11 protein-coding genes are annotated in these 14,426 nt (G+C 60.9%); 3 read left to right on the forward strand and 8 right to left on the reverse strand.

Going from position 1 to position 14,426, the window contains the following annotated elements; genetic code table 11:
* Positions 1-188 precede the first annotated feature (188 nt).
* Together ACA053_RS27350 and ACA053_RS27355 are read right to left on the reverse strand one after the other, a co-directional pair.
* Complete coding sequence (locus tag ACA053_RS27350) at positions 189-614, reverse strand: hypothetical protein (RefSeq protein WP_497394103.1); 426 nt, start codon at positions 612-614, stop codon at positions 189-191.
* Positions 577-1,206, reverse strand: a complete 630-nt coding sequence (locus ACA053_RS27355) for a nucleotidyltransferase domain-containing protein (protein ID WP_497394104.1) — start codon at positions 1,204-1,206, stop codon at positions 577-579. The genes ACA053_RS27350 and ACA053_RS27355 overlap by 38 nt, the downstream gene beginning before the upstream one ends.
* Before the next feature lie 438 nt (positions 1,207-1,644).
* Here ACA053_RS27355 and ACA053_RS27360 point away from each other — a divergent pair, with 438 nt between their 5' ends.
* A complete protein-coding gene (locus tag ACA053_RS27360; RefSeq protein WP_083375549.1) occupies positions 1,645-2,022 on the forward strand; it encodes a DUF6124 family protein in 378 nt (125 codons plus the stop codon).
* 132 nt (positions 2,023-2,154) lie between these two features.
* Here ACA053_RS27360 and ACA053_RS27365 read toward each other — a convergent pair whose 3' ends face one another.
* From ACA053_RS27365 to pilG, 6 genes are all read right to left on the reverse strand, one after another.
* Positions 2,155-2,610, reverse strand: coding sequence for a chemotaxis protein CheW (locus ACA053_RS27365; protein WP_497331573.1), 456 nt, complete (start codon positions 2,608-2,610; stop codon positions 2,155-2,157).
* Positions 2,603-8,503, reverse strand: coding sequence for an Hpt domain-containing protein (locus ACA053_RS27370; protein ID WP_497394105.1), 5,901 nt, complete (start codon positions 8,501-8,503; stop codon positions 2,603-2,605). Before ACA053_RS27370 ends, ACA053_RS27365 begins: the two co-directional genes overlap by 8 nt.
* A gap of 52 nt (positions 8,504-8,555) precedes the next feature.
* Complete coding sequence (locus ACA053_RS27375; protein ID WP_497394106.1) at positions 8,556-10,613, reverse strand: methyl-accepting chemotaxis protein; 2,058 nt, start codon at positions 10,611-10,613, stop codon at positions 8,556-8,558.
* 154 nt (positions 10,614-10,767) lie between these two features.
* Complete coding sequence (locus ACA053_RS27380; RefSeq protein ID WP_109635577.1) at positions 10,768-11,307, reverse strand: chemotaxis protein CheW; 540 nt, start codon at positions 11,305-11,307, stop codon at positions 10,768-10,770.
* Positions 11,308-11,317: 10 nt separating this feature from the next.
* A complete protein-coding gene (gene pilH / locus ACA053_RS27385; protein WP_109635579.1) occupies positions 11,318-11,683 on the reverse strand; it encodes a twitching motility response regulator PilH in 366 nt (121 codons plus the stop codon).
* A gap of 57 nt (positions 11,684-11,740) precedes the next feature.
* A complete protein-coding gene (gene pilG / locus ACA053_RS27390; protein WP_010466861.1) occupies positions 11,741-12,145 on the reverse strand; it encodes a twitching motility response regulator PilG in 405 nt (134 codons plus the stop codon).
* Between the two features lie 234 nt (positions 12,146-12,379).
* Between pilG and gshB the strand changes: the two genes are divergently transcribed.
* Complete coding sequence (gshB, locus tag ACA053_RS27395) at positions 12,380-13,333, forward strand: glutathione synthase (RefSeq protein ID WP_109635581.1); 954 nt, start codon at positions 12,380-12,382, stop codon at positions 13,331-13,333.
* Positions 13,334-13,410: 77 nt separating this feature from the next.
* Positions 13,411-14,310 carry an energy transducer TonB gene (locus tag ACA053_RS27400; RefSeq protein ID WP_109635582.1) on the forward strand — a complete coding sequence of 300 codons (900 nt, stop codon included), beginning with the start codon at positions 13,411-13,413 and terminating at the stop codon, positions 14,308-14,310.
* The last annotated feature ends 116 nt before the right edge of the window (positions 14,311-14,426 follow it).

Consider the following 14,426-nt stretch of genomic DNA (forward strand, 5'->3'; position numbering starts at 1 on the left):
GTTGGGTGGGGGGCATCAATCAAGCACAGAGTCGGATCGTTACGCTTGGAGTAATGGTTGGCCGGGCGGACGCCATCGCGAGCAGGCTCGCTCCCACATTGAATCTGCGGCGCATACAAAACCCCTGTGGGAGCGAGCCTGCTCGCGATGGGGCCGGAACAATCACCGTAGTTTTCAATGCCGAAGCACTACAGCCCGATCATCTGCTCCTGCACCCGAATCAAAAGCTGCTCAGCACTTTCCAACAGCTGCGCCAACAACGCCGGATCTTCATCCATGTAACCTTCGTACTCCGCCAGGTTTCGTCGCTCATGGCACAGGGCGAACAACCGAACCTGTACTTTGCCGATATCTGCGGTATGAACCAGACACTGGAACACCAGATATCGCTTGTCCGAACGGTAGCCACACAAGCGAAGAGCTGTCAGTGCAAGCGCGTGGGCAGCGTTGTAAGCCAGGTCGAATCGACTTGCGAAGGACAGCGAGCATGTTTGCGCATCTTTCAATCGATCCACAGCCGAACGCATCAGCCCTTCACATTCCTTGCGATCCGGCGGCTCGGCTTTCAGTCCACCGCTACGTAACAGGTTCTCCAGATTCTCGTTGCTGCCCATCCTTGGACTCCAAAGGGTTTTCCCCCATCAGGTTGATCTTGTCCTGCTGCGCTACCCGCACGACGAAGCTGTTTTCAGCCGTCAGTTTTGCGGCCCAGTCGTCGGGGGTGTAGAGCGTCGGATTGAGGACGCGGCCTAATTGCTCCTCCAGAGGCATAAGCCGTTCCATCACTTCACTGTAGTGCAGGCCTTCGCCGATCAGCATGAGATCAATGTCACTGGATGCGTTTGCCGAATCCTTGGCGATTGAACCGTACACAAATGCCCAGGTGATCTGTTCAGCAAAGGGTTGAAGCGCCTGACGCAGAGGCTCGGCAATGCCAAACGTTTTGCGGGCGATGCCCAACAGCTCGGCATAGATCGGGCACTGCGGATTGGCTTGATAGTGGGTCTGGTTGCCCTGGCGGCTCAGGGTCAACACGCCTGCCTGTTGCAACCGATCCAGCTCGCGCATGAGGCTGCCTTTACCCACTTGAGCCCAGCGGGCGATCTCGTTGGCGTAAAAACTTCGGTCGGGTTTGCCGAACAACAAGCCCAGCACTTTTTGCTGAGTGGTGGTGAACAGGGCTTCGCTGAGGGAAAGGTTTTTCACAGTGGCAACCGATGAGTCCCAAAAAGGGAATGATAGGTCCCTTTTTGGGAATCTTCAACTTTTGCCGGTCGATTGGAGGTTTGTGTTTAAAAGTTTGTCCGCTGCAAGGGTGGGAGGCTACACGGCGTGACGTCGCCACCTACAGCAATGCCGGAAGCCGCTGACTGGTGGGGTTTTGCGCTGAGCTTTATCGTTTGTGAGTCGCTGCCAAATCAGCGATAGGGGCTGGAAACCCCATAAGTGACGGGGCGCAAAAGCGTCCTTCATAACGTATGCTTGCGCACCTTTATTGTGTGCACTCCGTTATGGCGGCTGTGCGCGGGAGACTTAACCGTCTGCCGGGTTTCTCCGTTACCCCGGGTTTCCAGCCGCGTACAGCTGCCACCTATTCGCGTGGAAACCGAATGGGTCAGCCTCAACCCCTGACGGAGATTCACAATGTTCAAAGCCACTCCCAATCCCCCGGAAACCGACACCGATCCCGAGGCAGTCCTCGAAGCCGAAAAACTCAAGGAAGCCGCCGACCGCGCCTTCGCCCATTACTTCCCTCCCGCTCACGAAAAACCGGCCAAACGCCGCAAACACCCTCTCTTCACCGTCTCCCCCGACATCGACACCGAAGCCCTTTTGGCCAACGCCTCCGAAGACTTGCTGTCGATCAGCGCCATTGCGGCCGATCTGGCGGACGATGTTGAAGGTTCGCGCCGGTCGGTAGCCTTGGCGCTCAGTCGAATGGCCGATGGGGTGCAGTTGTTGGTGGAGCGGGCGCTGGATCATAACGAGGCGTTGCAGATGCAGATGCGCGCCAAAGTCTAGTGCACACCCCCTGTGGCGAGGGAGCTTGCTCCCGTTCGGCTGCGCAGCAGTCGCTAAATAATCGGTTCGCCGGAGATTTTGGGGCTGCTTCGCAACCCAGCGGGAGCAAGCTCCCTCGCCACAGGATACGGGTCAGACTAGCCCGGCACTCACCAACAACTCCTCCAGCGCCAGCAAGTCCGGCACCTTCGCCACTTGCTCCCCCACCTGCACCGCCGCCTGCTCCAGCGGACACAACGGCACATCCACGTAACTCAACTGACTGTCGAGCTTGTACGACCGCGGAATCCCCTGCACCAGCAACGCAATGAACTTCAACTCCGGCCGTCCACCCAGTGCATTGAGAATCACGATCCGCGCCCGCTCGCCGATGACGATTTTCTGGCCGCACGCCGACTCGAAACTGAGCAACGGAATCTGCCGGTCCCGCCACGTCACCAACCCCAGGTACCACGGCGGCGTGTCAAGATCGAACGCCCCCGGTTGATAGTCAATCAACTCCGCCACTGCCACATTGGGCAGGATCAGGTTGCGGTCGGCCAGGGGCAACAGCAGGCCGGTGAGATTGGAGGTACGGTGCTCAAGCATGGGTTTTGCTCCACAACGCGATGCTGTCGAGCAGCACCGATTCCTGGTACGGCTTGCCGAGGTAGTCGTTGACGCCGATGGCCATGGCGCGGTCGCGGTGTTTCTGGCCGGTGCGGGAGGTGATCATGATGATCGGCAAGTGCTGCAGACGTTCATCGCTGCGCACTTGGGTCGCCACTTCGAAGCCGTCCATGCGCGGCATTTCGATGTCGAGCAGCATCACGTCCGGCAGGTGATCTTCGAGCAGCAGCATGGCGTCGACCCCGTCCTTGGCGGTCAGCACGTTCATGCCGTGGCGTTCGAGCAGGCGGCTGGTGACCTTGCGCACGGTCACCGAATCGTCGACCACCAGCACCAACAGCGGCTTATGCGGCTCGATTTCCGGGTCCTGAGTCTGCGTCCGTTGCGGCGCCTGGGCCTGCATGGCGCGGATCGGCGCGAGCAAATCGAGAATCAGCACCACCCGGCCATCGCCCAGAATCGTCGCCCCGGACAGCCCCTGCACCGCCGCAAACTGCGGGCCGAGGCTTTTGACCACGATCTCGCGCGTGCCGGCCATGGAGTCAACCTGCACGGCGATGTGCCGCTCGTTGCATTGCACCAGCAACACCGGCAGCGGCAGGCTCTGGCCCAACAGTTTCGGACGAGTGCTGGTTTTCAGCAGCTCGCCCAGATAACACAGTTCATAACGCTGCCCGGCGTATTCGTAAGTCGGCGGATCAAGCCGGTAATGCCCTTCGAGTTCATTGGGCAACACGCGAACGATGCCATCGATGGTGTTCAGCGGGATCGCGTATTGATCTTCCAGGCACTGCACCATCAACGCACGGTTGACCGACACGGTGAACGGCAGGCGAATCCGGAAATGCACGCCCTGCCCCGGTGTCGAGTCAATGACCATGGTACCGCCGAGTTGCCGAACCTCTTCGTGAACCACGTCCATGCCCACGCCACGCCCGGAAATCTGGGTGATTTTCTCGGCGGTGGAGAACCCCGGTTGCAGGATGAATTGCAGCACGTCGCGGTCGCTGATATCGGCGTCCGGGGCCAGCAAGCCACGCTTGATCGCCTTGCGTCGCACCGCCTCCAGCGGCACGCCTGCGCCGTCATCGCGGATGTCGAAAATGATGTCGCCGCCCTCGCGGGACAGGTCGAGGGTGATCCGCCCTTGAGCCGGTTTGCCCGCCGCGATACGCACCTCGGCCGATTCCAGGCCGTGGTCCACGGCATTGCGCAGCATGTGCTCCAGCGGTGCCGCCATGCGCTCAAGCACGCTGCGATCCATCTCGCCTTCGGCGTTGCCGACGATAAATTCGACGTCCTTGCCCAGCTCACCGGAAACCTGACGGACGATGCGCTTCAAACGCGGCAACATGCGCTCGAACGGGACCATGCGCGTACGCATCAGGCCTTCCTGCAATTCGGTGTTGATGCGGCCCTGCTGTTGCAGCAGGTTTTCCGCGTCCTGATTGCGTCGGTCGAGGGTTTCCTTGAGGTCGAGCAGGTCGGAGGCGGATTCGAACAGCGCCCGCGACAGTTGCTGCAACTGCGAGTGACGGTCCATTTCCAGCGGATCGAATTCTTCGTAGCCCAGGCGTTCGGCGTCGACTTGCTGACGACTGAGTATCCGTCCCTGGGTTTCGGTATCGAGCCGGCGCAACTGGTCGCGCATGCGCTCGATGGTGGTTTCCATCTCGCTCAGGGCCACCTGCGCATCGTTGACCTGTTGCTCGATACGGCCACGGAAGATCGATGTTTCGCCGGCGAGGTTGACCAGATCGTCGAGCAGTTCAGCCGAGACCTTGACCATGTCGGCGCCCGCTTCGACTTGCGGCGCCGGGGTCTCGGGTTTCGGCGTGGCGGGCACCACCAGCGGCGTATCGGGAACGGATGGATGACTGAAATTCTTGATCGCGTCGATCAACCGATCGGCCGACGGCAACGGCTGACCGGCGCGGGTGGCATCGAGCATTTGCGCCAGTCGGTCGTGACTGCTTTGTAGCAGCGCGAACAGCGCCGGGGTCGGTTGCAGCACGCCAGCGGAGAGGCCTTCGTAGAGGAATTCCAGCTCATGGGCGAGGTCGCCAATAGGCGCAATTTCCACCATTCGCGCGCCGCCCTTGAGGGTGTGCAGGTCGCGCAACAGGGTTTCCACTTCCTGACGGTTCGACGGCTCGGCTTGCCAGCGTACGAGGGCCGCGCCGGAGTTTTCGATGATGTCGAAACCTTCCTCAAGGAAGATCTCCAGCAGCTCGGGGTCATGGCCCGGCGAGTCATTGGCCGGCGCGGGTTCTGCCGCTTCGGCAGTGTGGGTGTTGCCGTGGCGGAACTCGCGAATCGCTTCGATCAGTTCGTTCGGGGCGCCCAGGGTGTGCTGGTTCTGCAACTGTTCAAGCAGCACCGCGAGGCGGTCATGGCTTTGTTGCAGCAGCTGCGCCAGGGTTTCGCTGTGGCTGTAACGGCGATCCACCAGACCTTCGTAAAGACTCTCCAGTTCATGGGCGAGGTCGCCGACCGGTTCGACCTCGGCCATCCGCGCGCCGCCCTTGAGGGTGTGTAAATCGCGCTGCAAGGATGACAACGGCGCGGCGTTGTCCGGGTCGCTCAGCCAGCGCTGTAAGGCCTGGCCGGCGCTCTCGAGAATATCCACTGCCTCTTCGAGGAAGATCGAAACGATCTCGTCATCGAGTTCGACCTGAGTCGCGGTCTGTTCCAGTTCGGCGGTGGCGCTGCCCAGTTCGCGGATGCTCAGGGTGCGGCTGCCGTCGCTGCGGATCAGGCCCATGGACGACGGATCCAGGCTTTCATCGAGCAAGCCACGCAACGCCCGGATGCGCTCCGGTTGTGGGCTGACTTCCTGACCGGCAGCCAGTTCGTCGAGCATGTTGATCAGCGCTTCGTGGGCGCTTTGCGCCTCGTGGAAAAAGCGGTCGCTGACCGCCAGGCTGCTCTCTTCCACCGCACCGTACAGGTCGAGCAACGCTTCGCAGAGTTCGTCCACCGGGTGCAGATCGGCGAGGTGCGCGCCTTCACCCAAAGTAGTCAATTCATCCAGCAACGCGCTGAGTTCCTGACGCTCGCCGGGGTGCTGCTGCCAGCGCTGCAACAGGCTTTCGGCGTCGAGCAGGATGTCCATGCCCTGGGCCAGGAAGTTGTTGATCAGCTGCGGATCACGCTTGATTCGCAGCGCGGTGTTCGGCGCTTTCAACAGCGCATCCAGACGCTCGGCGAGCAGCGTTTTGGTGCGCTCGATAAGTGAATCAGCATCCGGTATCTCGGCCAGCGGATCATCTTTGAGTTGCCGCAGCCCGAGACGGAACAGACCTTCGGCTTCCAGCAGCAGTTCGACTTCGTCGAGGTCGAGGGCGATCAGGTGCGCCTTGTATTCGCGGGCGAGTTGATCCAGCGGCGTCGCCAGCTCGGCGATCGGCAATACGCCGGCCATCGAGGCGCTGCCCTTCAAGGTGTGCAATGCGCGCTGCAACTCGTCACTGGCCTGCAACGGCACATGCTCGGCGGCTTGGTCGAGGAAGCGGTTGAGGCTGGCGAGATGGGTCTCGGCTTCTTTGCGGAAGATCTCCAGCAACAGCGGATCGAGGGCCGCGACGTCTTGGGTGTCTTCATCGCTGGCCGGTAAATCTCCCTTGGCGAGGGCATGGGCGCGCGCGGCCAGTTGATCGACCTGATTGCATTGGCGCTGGGCATTGGCGGCAAATTCAGCCACCAGATCCGGTAGCAGGTCCAGTGCATCGCGGAGCAATTGTTGCACCGCCGCCCCCGGCGCAACGCTGTGCTCCAGCACGCGGTTGAGCAGGTTTTCCACGGCCCACGCCAGCTCGCCCAGCACCAGCGCACGGACCATCCGACCACTGCCTTTCAAGGTGTGGAACGCCCGGCGCAATTCACTCAACGCGGCTTTATCGTCCGGATTGGCCGTCCAGCGCGGCAAGTATTCCCGGAGGATTTCCAGGACTTCATCGGTTTCTTCGAGGAAGACTTCCCGCAGCTCATCGTCCACCGGTTCTTCGCCGGCGGGCGGTGGCAACAGGCTGCCCGGTGTAGTCAGGGCCGGCGGATTGACCGAAGACACCGGGCTGGCCAAGACGTCGGCCAGCGACTGGACGGTATCCGGATCCTCAAGTGCCTGCAGGTCCTGCATCACTTGGACTTCACTCGGGCTGAGCACATCCTCGAGCATCGGCACTTGCTGTTCGCTGGGGAAAAACCCGAGGGATGCGAGGCTTTTTTCCGCCACGTCGAGCAGTTGTTCGCCAGGTGCCTCGGGGTCGTCGCTCAGACGCTCCAGGTAATACTCGATGCTGGTGATGACGTCGGCCAGGTTGTCCAGTTCCTGCCAGCCGGGCTGGCCCGGATCGAGCAGCAGATGTTCGCGAATGAAGTGGTTGCAGGCTTCGATCAGGCTCGCCGCACGGCTCAACGGGATCATCGACAGCGCGCCGCGCACCTGGGTCAGCAAGGCCGGTAATGCCTGCAAATGCTGGCGATCCCAGTCGGCGTCGATGTAGTCGACGATCATGTCCTTGGCCTGTTGCAGGCAGATGCGCGCTTCCTTGATCACGATCTGGTGGATCTGCGTCAGATCGGTGGTCGGCAGGTGGCTTTCTTCCTGGCTCTCCGGCTCCACGGTGCCGACCATGCCGGCCAGTGTCGCTTCGACGTAGAGCAAGGCCCCGGCGACGTCCATGAGGATGGCGTCGTTGGGTTCGCGCTGGCCCTGAGCGAGGCTCAGCACCACCGCCAGTTGATCGATGATGACTTTGCGCGGCTGGCCGAAACCCAGCACCGCCAGGGTGTCGGCGATTTGCCGCAGCGGCGCCAGCAGGGTTTCGAGGTCCGAGGTGTGCTGGCGGTCGCTGCGCACAAACAGGTCGAGGCGTTCCTTGACCCGCACCAGCTCTTCACAGAGCGCGGCCAGCACCGAGCGCATGGCGTCACGGTCGGGACCGGCCAGGCGGGCGCGTTCTTCGTCCACCATTGCGCTGTCAGGCAGCGCGTCGTCCAGTGAGTAACGATCTTTCATGGTCAGCATCTGCCCGGTGGGATGTTCGGCCTTGGCAATGTAGAACAGCAAACTCTTGAGCAACTCTGGCGGTGCCGGCTGATTGATGCCGCGTATGCCTTGTTCGAGCAGGCGCTTGAGTTCTTTGTCGGCGTCCTTGAACAGGCTGCGCAGCGCCGGGCTGTTGGCGATCGAGCCCCCGCGCATGCCTTCGACCAGCGCCGAGGCGACTTGCCACAACGGGCTCAGGGGTGCGTTGCCGCACAACCCTTCAAGGCGTGAAAAAACCTTGGTCAGGTAAACGAGGTTATTGTCGTCATCCTGCTCGCGCAGCAATCCGACCAACGCCATTTGCAGCATCTGCCGCAACTTGCGCAGCACATTGGGTAAATCCGCCGGTTCAAGCAGTGCCAGCGACGCTTCGTCCAGCGCCGGCAGGTCGGGCAGTTGCGGACTGAACAGGCTGGTTTCCGACAGCAGGGTTTCGCCCCGGGCACTGCGCAAGTCGTTGATCAGCGGCAGCACCACCAAGGGTAGGTCACGGCGTGCACCTTGCACCCGGTCGAGGTAAATCGGCAGTTGCCCGAGGGCTTGCAGCAACAGGTGAAGCGCCTCGTCGCGATGGCTGACGCGGTTCTGTTGCAAGGCGGTGGCCAGGTGTTCCATTTCTTCGGCGAGCAGGGCCGCGCCGTAGAATTCGACCATCTGCAAACTGCCGTGGACCTGATGGATGCACGCCAGGCAATCGCTCAGGGCGTGCGTCGCCTGGGGGTCATCAAGCAGGGTTTCGATCGCTTGATGAGCCACTTTCAGCGTTTCGGCAATCTCGCCTTTGACCCATTCGAGGGCCACATAGTCGTGCCGATCACCCATAACCACTCCAAATCACTGCTCTACTCAAAAAAACCGAACGCCTGCGGGCGTTTCACACTTTATCCACAGCTTGCGCCTTGGCTGCCGGCAAGGTGAACCCGGACACCGAGCGCCGCAGCTGGCTGGCCATTTTCGCCAGGTTGCCAATGCTCTCGGCAGTGGCGGTCGAGCCCGATGACGTCTGCGTGGTGATCTGCTGGATCACGTTCATCGTCAGGGAAATCTGACCGGCCGAAGACGTCTGTTGCTGCGCGGCATTGGAAATACTCTGGATCAGCGCCGCCAGGGTCTTCGATACGCCTTCGATTTCTTCCAGGGCCACCCCGGCATCCTGCGCCAGACGCGCGCCGCGCACCACTTCGGTGGTGGTTTGTTCCATGGAAATCACGGCTTCGTTGGTGTCGGTCTGGATCGCCCGCACCAGGGTTTCGATCTGCCGGGTGGCGGCGGACGAACGCTCGGCCAGGCGTTGCACTTCGTCAGCCACCACCGCAAAACCGCGCCCGGCGTCACCGGCCATCGAAGCCTGAATCGCCGCGTTGAGCGCGAGGATGTTGGTCTGATCGGCAATGTCATCGATCAGGCTGACAATGTCGCCAATTTCCTGAGAAGACTCGCCCAGGCGCTTGATGCGCTTGGCGGTGTCCTGAATCTGCTCGCGAATGTTGTCCATGCCGTGGATGGTGTTGTGCACCACCTCGTTGCCCTTGTTGGCGATTTCCACCGAACGTTCCGCTACCGCCGAGGATTCGGCAGCGTTGGCCGAGACCTGGTCGATAGACTGCGCCATGTCGTTGATCGCGGTGGAGGCTTCGCTGATCTGTTGCGCCTGATGTTCCGAAGCCTGGGCCAGGTGCATGGCGGTGGCCTGGGTTTCCTGCACGGCGGCGGCAACCTGGCCGGCGGTGAGGTTGATGGTCGCCACCAGGTCGCGCAGTTGATCGACGGAATAGTTGATCGAGTCGGCGATGGTCCCGGTGAAGTCTTCAGTCACCGAGGCGGTCACGGTGAGGTCGCCGTCAGCGAGGTCTTCGATCTCGTCAAGCAGGCGCATGATCGCGTTCTGGTTGCGCTCATTCTTCTCGGCGGTTTCACGCAGCTGACGATTGGTTTCGCGCACCATCACCAGGCCTATGAGGATGATCGACATCAGCGCCAGCAGGCCCAGCACGTAGCCACCGATGGTGTCGGTGTCGCGTCCGCCAGCGAGGTTTTCAAAACCGGTGGCCAGGAGCGAGGCTTCGTCGAGCAGGGTCTGTGACAGGCTGAAAATGTTGGTCGCCGATTCGCGAACCTTGAACAGCTCCGGCGAGGTTTCGAGGATTTCATCCACCGAGCCGGAGACGAATTCGAACAGCTCGGAAATTTCGGTCAAGCGTGCGCGCGCGTCGCGGTCTTCGACCTGGCTGACTCGCAGCGAAGTATTGCCCTGGAGCATGCCGTTGAGCACCTGACCGAACCGCGCGGCGTCACGACCAAACGCGTCGGCGGCCTGTTGCGAGTTTTCATCGCCGGACAGCACGGTGTTCACCGCGCCCAGGATGCGTTCGGCCAGCAGCGACTGACGCTGGGCCATGGCCACCTGAGCGGCCGGTGCGCCGCGCTGCAAGAGGATCTCGACAACTTTTTCGTATTCGACCTGCAACTGCGGCACGGTTTCGGCCAGGGTGGCGGCGACCTGATGCAGCGACAGCACGGTCTGCTCGCTGGAGAGGATCGCATCGGTGTTTTTCAGCAGGCGTTCCCAATCCAGCTGCACGGCGCGCATTTCCGGGCGCACGGCAGACGGTGCCGGCGGCAGGCCTGTGGCCGGGTCGCCCTTCTTCAGGTAACCCCAGCGCTGGGCGAAGTCGTTGCGCGCATCGCTCAGCAGCTTGAACGCCGCCGCTTTACCGGCCGCGGCTTCGGTGGCGTTCTTGGCGATGCGCTGGGACAGCACGCGCAGCTCGCCGGCGTGGCCGATGTACTGTTTGTCGTACGTGGCTTGTGTGTTGAGGTAAGCGAAGTTGGCGAACAGCAGCATGATGAAGATGATCAGCGCGATGAACAGCACGATGATCTGCGAGCGGCTGCGCGATCCTTCTGGCTTGCCTGTTTTTGTTTTTATCATCGGTCCTCGCCTGTTAACCCACACCTGTAAACCTAGCCAAGACCCCTGTGGGAGCGAGCCTGCTCGCGATTCAGGCGCCGCATTGCATCAGGATCACCGCGTTATCGTTCAATCGCGAGCAGGCTCGCTCCCACATTGGATCTGGTCATTTCGTTTACAGCGCTACATGCATGAAGCTTTGCGACTGCGCCAGCGTAAACGGGCTGAATATTTGCCACGTCTGCTCACGCTGAAACCGGCCTTGGACGAACGCTGCGATCGGCCCGTGCAGATCGGCCATCGCCACCGGCTCCAGGCTGTCCTGAGCAAAGTGCTGCAAACCGAAGACTTCATCGACCATCAACCCGGCAAACACTTCGCCGTGCTCCACCACCAACACCCGCCGCTGTTTACGCAGGGTCGACTGCTCATGGCCGAAGAAACTGCACAAATCCATGATCGGCAGCAATCGCCCCCGCAGGTTGGCCACGCCCTTGACCCAGGGTTTGACGCCCGGCAATTGGGTGAAACGCGGTTCGTGCAGGACCTCGCTGACTTCGCCCATGGGCGCGACGTACCAGTGCTCGCCCAGGCGAAAACCGATACCGCTCCAGCGATCCTGCCGGGTCGGCTGGGACGGCAGATCCGCCGCCAGCAGACGACAGCGCTGGTCGATCTGCAGCAGCAGTTCGAAAGCCGTCAGCGACTCGGTCATGGCCGCACGATCAACCGGCCAGCACGTTGTTCAGGGTTTTGATCAGGGTGTCTTCATCGACCGGTTTGGTCAGGTAGTCCTTGGCGCCCTGGCGTGTGCCCCAGACTTTGTCGGTTTCCTGATCCTTGGTGGTGATGATGATCACCGGGATGTGGCCGGTGTCCGGGTCTTTGGTCAACTGGCGGGTCGCCTGGAAACCGTTGAGGCCGGGCATGACGATGTCCATCAATACCGCGTCAGGTTTTTCCTGGCGGGCCAGGGCCACGCCGTCGGCGCCGTTTTCGGCTTTCAACACTTCATGACCGTGCTTTTCCAGCATGCCGGTCAGTTTGTACATTTCGGTCGGCGAGTCATCGACGATCAGAATACGTGCCATGGTCTTCCCCATTCTTGTCGACGCCGGGCCCGCTGGCCGAGCGTCACTGTGCGTGTCCTACTGCGGCAAAACGGCGGCGAAACCCGGTACATGGGCCTGGATCGCGTTCAGCAGTTCTTCCTTGCTGAAAGGCTTGGTCAAAAACTGGTCGGAGCCGACGATGCGCCCCTTGGCCTTGTCGAACAGCCCGTCCTTGGACGACAGCATAATCACTGGCGTGGACTTGAACGCACTGTGGTTCTTGATCAACGCGCAGGTCTGATAGCCATCCAGGCGCGGCATCATGATGTCGACAAAAATGATGCCGGGGTGATTGTCGGCAATCTTGGCCAGGGCATCGAAACCGTCGATGGCCGTGATGACTTCACACCCCACGTTCTTCAACAGCGTTTCGGCGGTGCGGCGAATCGTCTTCGAATCGTCGATCACCATGACCTTCAAGGCGCTGGAATGCTGTTCCATAAATGCTCTGCCGTCGCCTTTGCGAATCAAATTGTCCATTTCCGATAACCGGAGGCTCGAAACCCTTGATGTTTAAGGGCCAGAACGATATGGCAGCCTTTTTAGCACAGTCTCCAAATGCAATCTATCGGGGGACTGGCGCGGTGGTTTTTCCTTGACCGGGAACACACTGAGCGCCAATCTGACGCCACTTTTTCGTGTCCATCCGGACCACCCAAATTCGAGGAAAAACCCATGAGCGTTCGCGTCGGGATTGTCATGGATCCTATTGCCAGCATTTCCTATAAAAAGGATAGCTCGCTGGCCATGCTGCTGGCCGCACAGAAGCGCGGCTGGGAACTGTTCTATATGGAACAGAGCGATTTGTACCAGGCCGAAGGCGAAGCCCGGGCGCGGATGCGTCCGCTGAAAGTGTTTGCCAACCCGGAAAAATGGTTTGAACTGGAAGCCGAGACCGACGCGCTGCTGAGCGATCTGGACGTGATCCTGATGCGCAAGGATCCGCCGTTCGACATGGAGTTCGTCTACTCCACGTATCTGCTGGAACAAGCCGAGCGCGCTGGCGTGCTGGTGGTCAACAAACCGCAGAGTCTGCGCGACTGCAACGAAAAGCTGTTCGCCACCCTCTTCCCGCAGTGCACGCCGCCGACCATCGTCAGCCGTCGCCCGGACGTGCTGCGTGAATTCGCCGATCACCACGGCGACGTGATCCTCAAGCCGCTGGACGGCATGGGCGGTTCGTCGATCTTCCGTCACACCGCCGGCCACCCGAACCTGTCGGTGATTCTCGAAACCCTGACCTTGCACGGCAAGCAGCAGATCATGATCCAGGGTTACCTGCCGGCGATCGTCGATGGCGACAAACGCATCCTGATGATCGACGGCGAGCCGGTGGATTACTGCCTGGCGCGGATCCCGGCTGCCGGTGAAACCCGTGGCAACCTTGCGGCCGGTGGTCGTGGCGAAGCCCGTCCGCTAACCGACAAGGATCGCTGGATCGCCGCCCAGGTCGGCCCGACCCTGCGTGAGAAAGGCTTGCTGTTCGTAGGCCTGGACGTGATCGGCGAGCATCTGACGGAAATCAACGTCACCAGCCCGACCTGCATTCGCGAGATTGATAATGCGTTCGGCACCGACATCGGTGGGATGCTGATGGATGCCATCGATCAGAAGCTAAAGGCTCGTTGATATAGAACAGCCAAGAAACGACCAACATTGCGTTATCATCCGCGGCCTGTGAAAAACGCGATGTTGGTTTTTTTGTCATGACGCTCCCGTCCGATCTACCCGCTGAACTCGCCCATCGTGGCGTGCGCCCGGCCGATCGCCTCGGATTTACCCTGTTTCTCGCGGCGTTGATTCACCTGGCCTTGCTGTTGGGCGTCGGGTTCACGATGGTCGAACCCAAGCAAATCAGCAAAACCCTGGAAATCACCCTCGCCACCTTCAAGAGCGAAAAGAAGCCGACGAAGGCTGACTTTCTCGCCCAGGAAAATCAGGAAGGCAGCGGCACCCTGGATAAAAAGGCGATTCCCAAGACCACCGAGGTCGCGCCCTTCCAGGACAACAAGGTGCAGAAAGTCACGCCACCGCCGGCCGCCAAGCCGCCAGTGCCGGAAGCCGCGCCCAAGGCTGCCGTGACCACCGTTGCGCCGAAGCCGAAAAAAGCCCCGGCCAAGAACGAAGAGGTCAAGCCACTCACCAAACCTGCCGTGGCGGCACCGACGTTCGACACTGAACAGCTGTCCAGCGACATCGCCAGCCTGGAAGCGGAACTGGCCAACGAACAACAGCTGTACGCCAAGCGCCCGCGCATCCACCGCCTGAGCGCTGCTTCCACCATGCGCGACAAAGGCGCCTGGTATAAGGACGAGTGGCGCAAGAAGGTCGAGCGCATCGGCAACCTGAATTACCCCGACGAAGCGCGACGCAAGCAGATCTACGGCAATTTGCGCCTGATGGTCTCGATCAACCGCGATGGCTCGCTGTATGAAGTATTGGTGCTGGAATCCTCCGGGCAACCGCTGCTGGACCAGGCGGCGCAGCGCATTGTGCGACTGGCGGCACCGTTTTCACCGTTTACCGGGGATTTGTCGGACATTGACCGGCTGGAAATCATCCGCACCTGGAAATTCGCCCGCGGCGACAGACTCTCCAGTAATTGATCGATTGATTTGTGGTGATTGAGCCGACGCCTTCGCGGGCAAGCCTCGCTCCTACAGGTTTTGTATGTTTCGCGACAATGGCACATGACCTGTAGGAGCGAGGCTTGCCCGCGAAG

The organism is Pseudomonas sp. LBUM1672, from assembly GCF_059695655.1.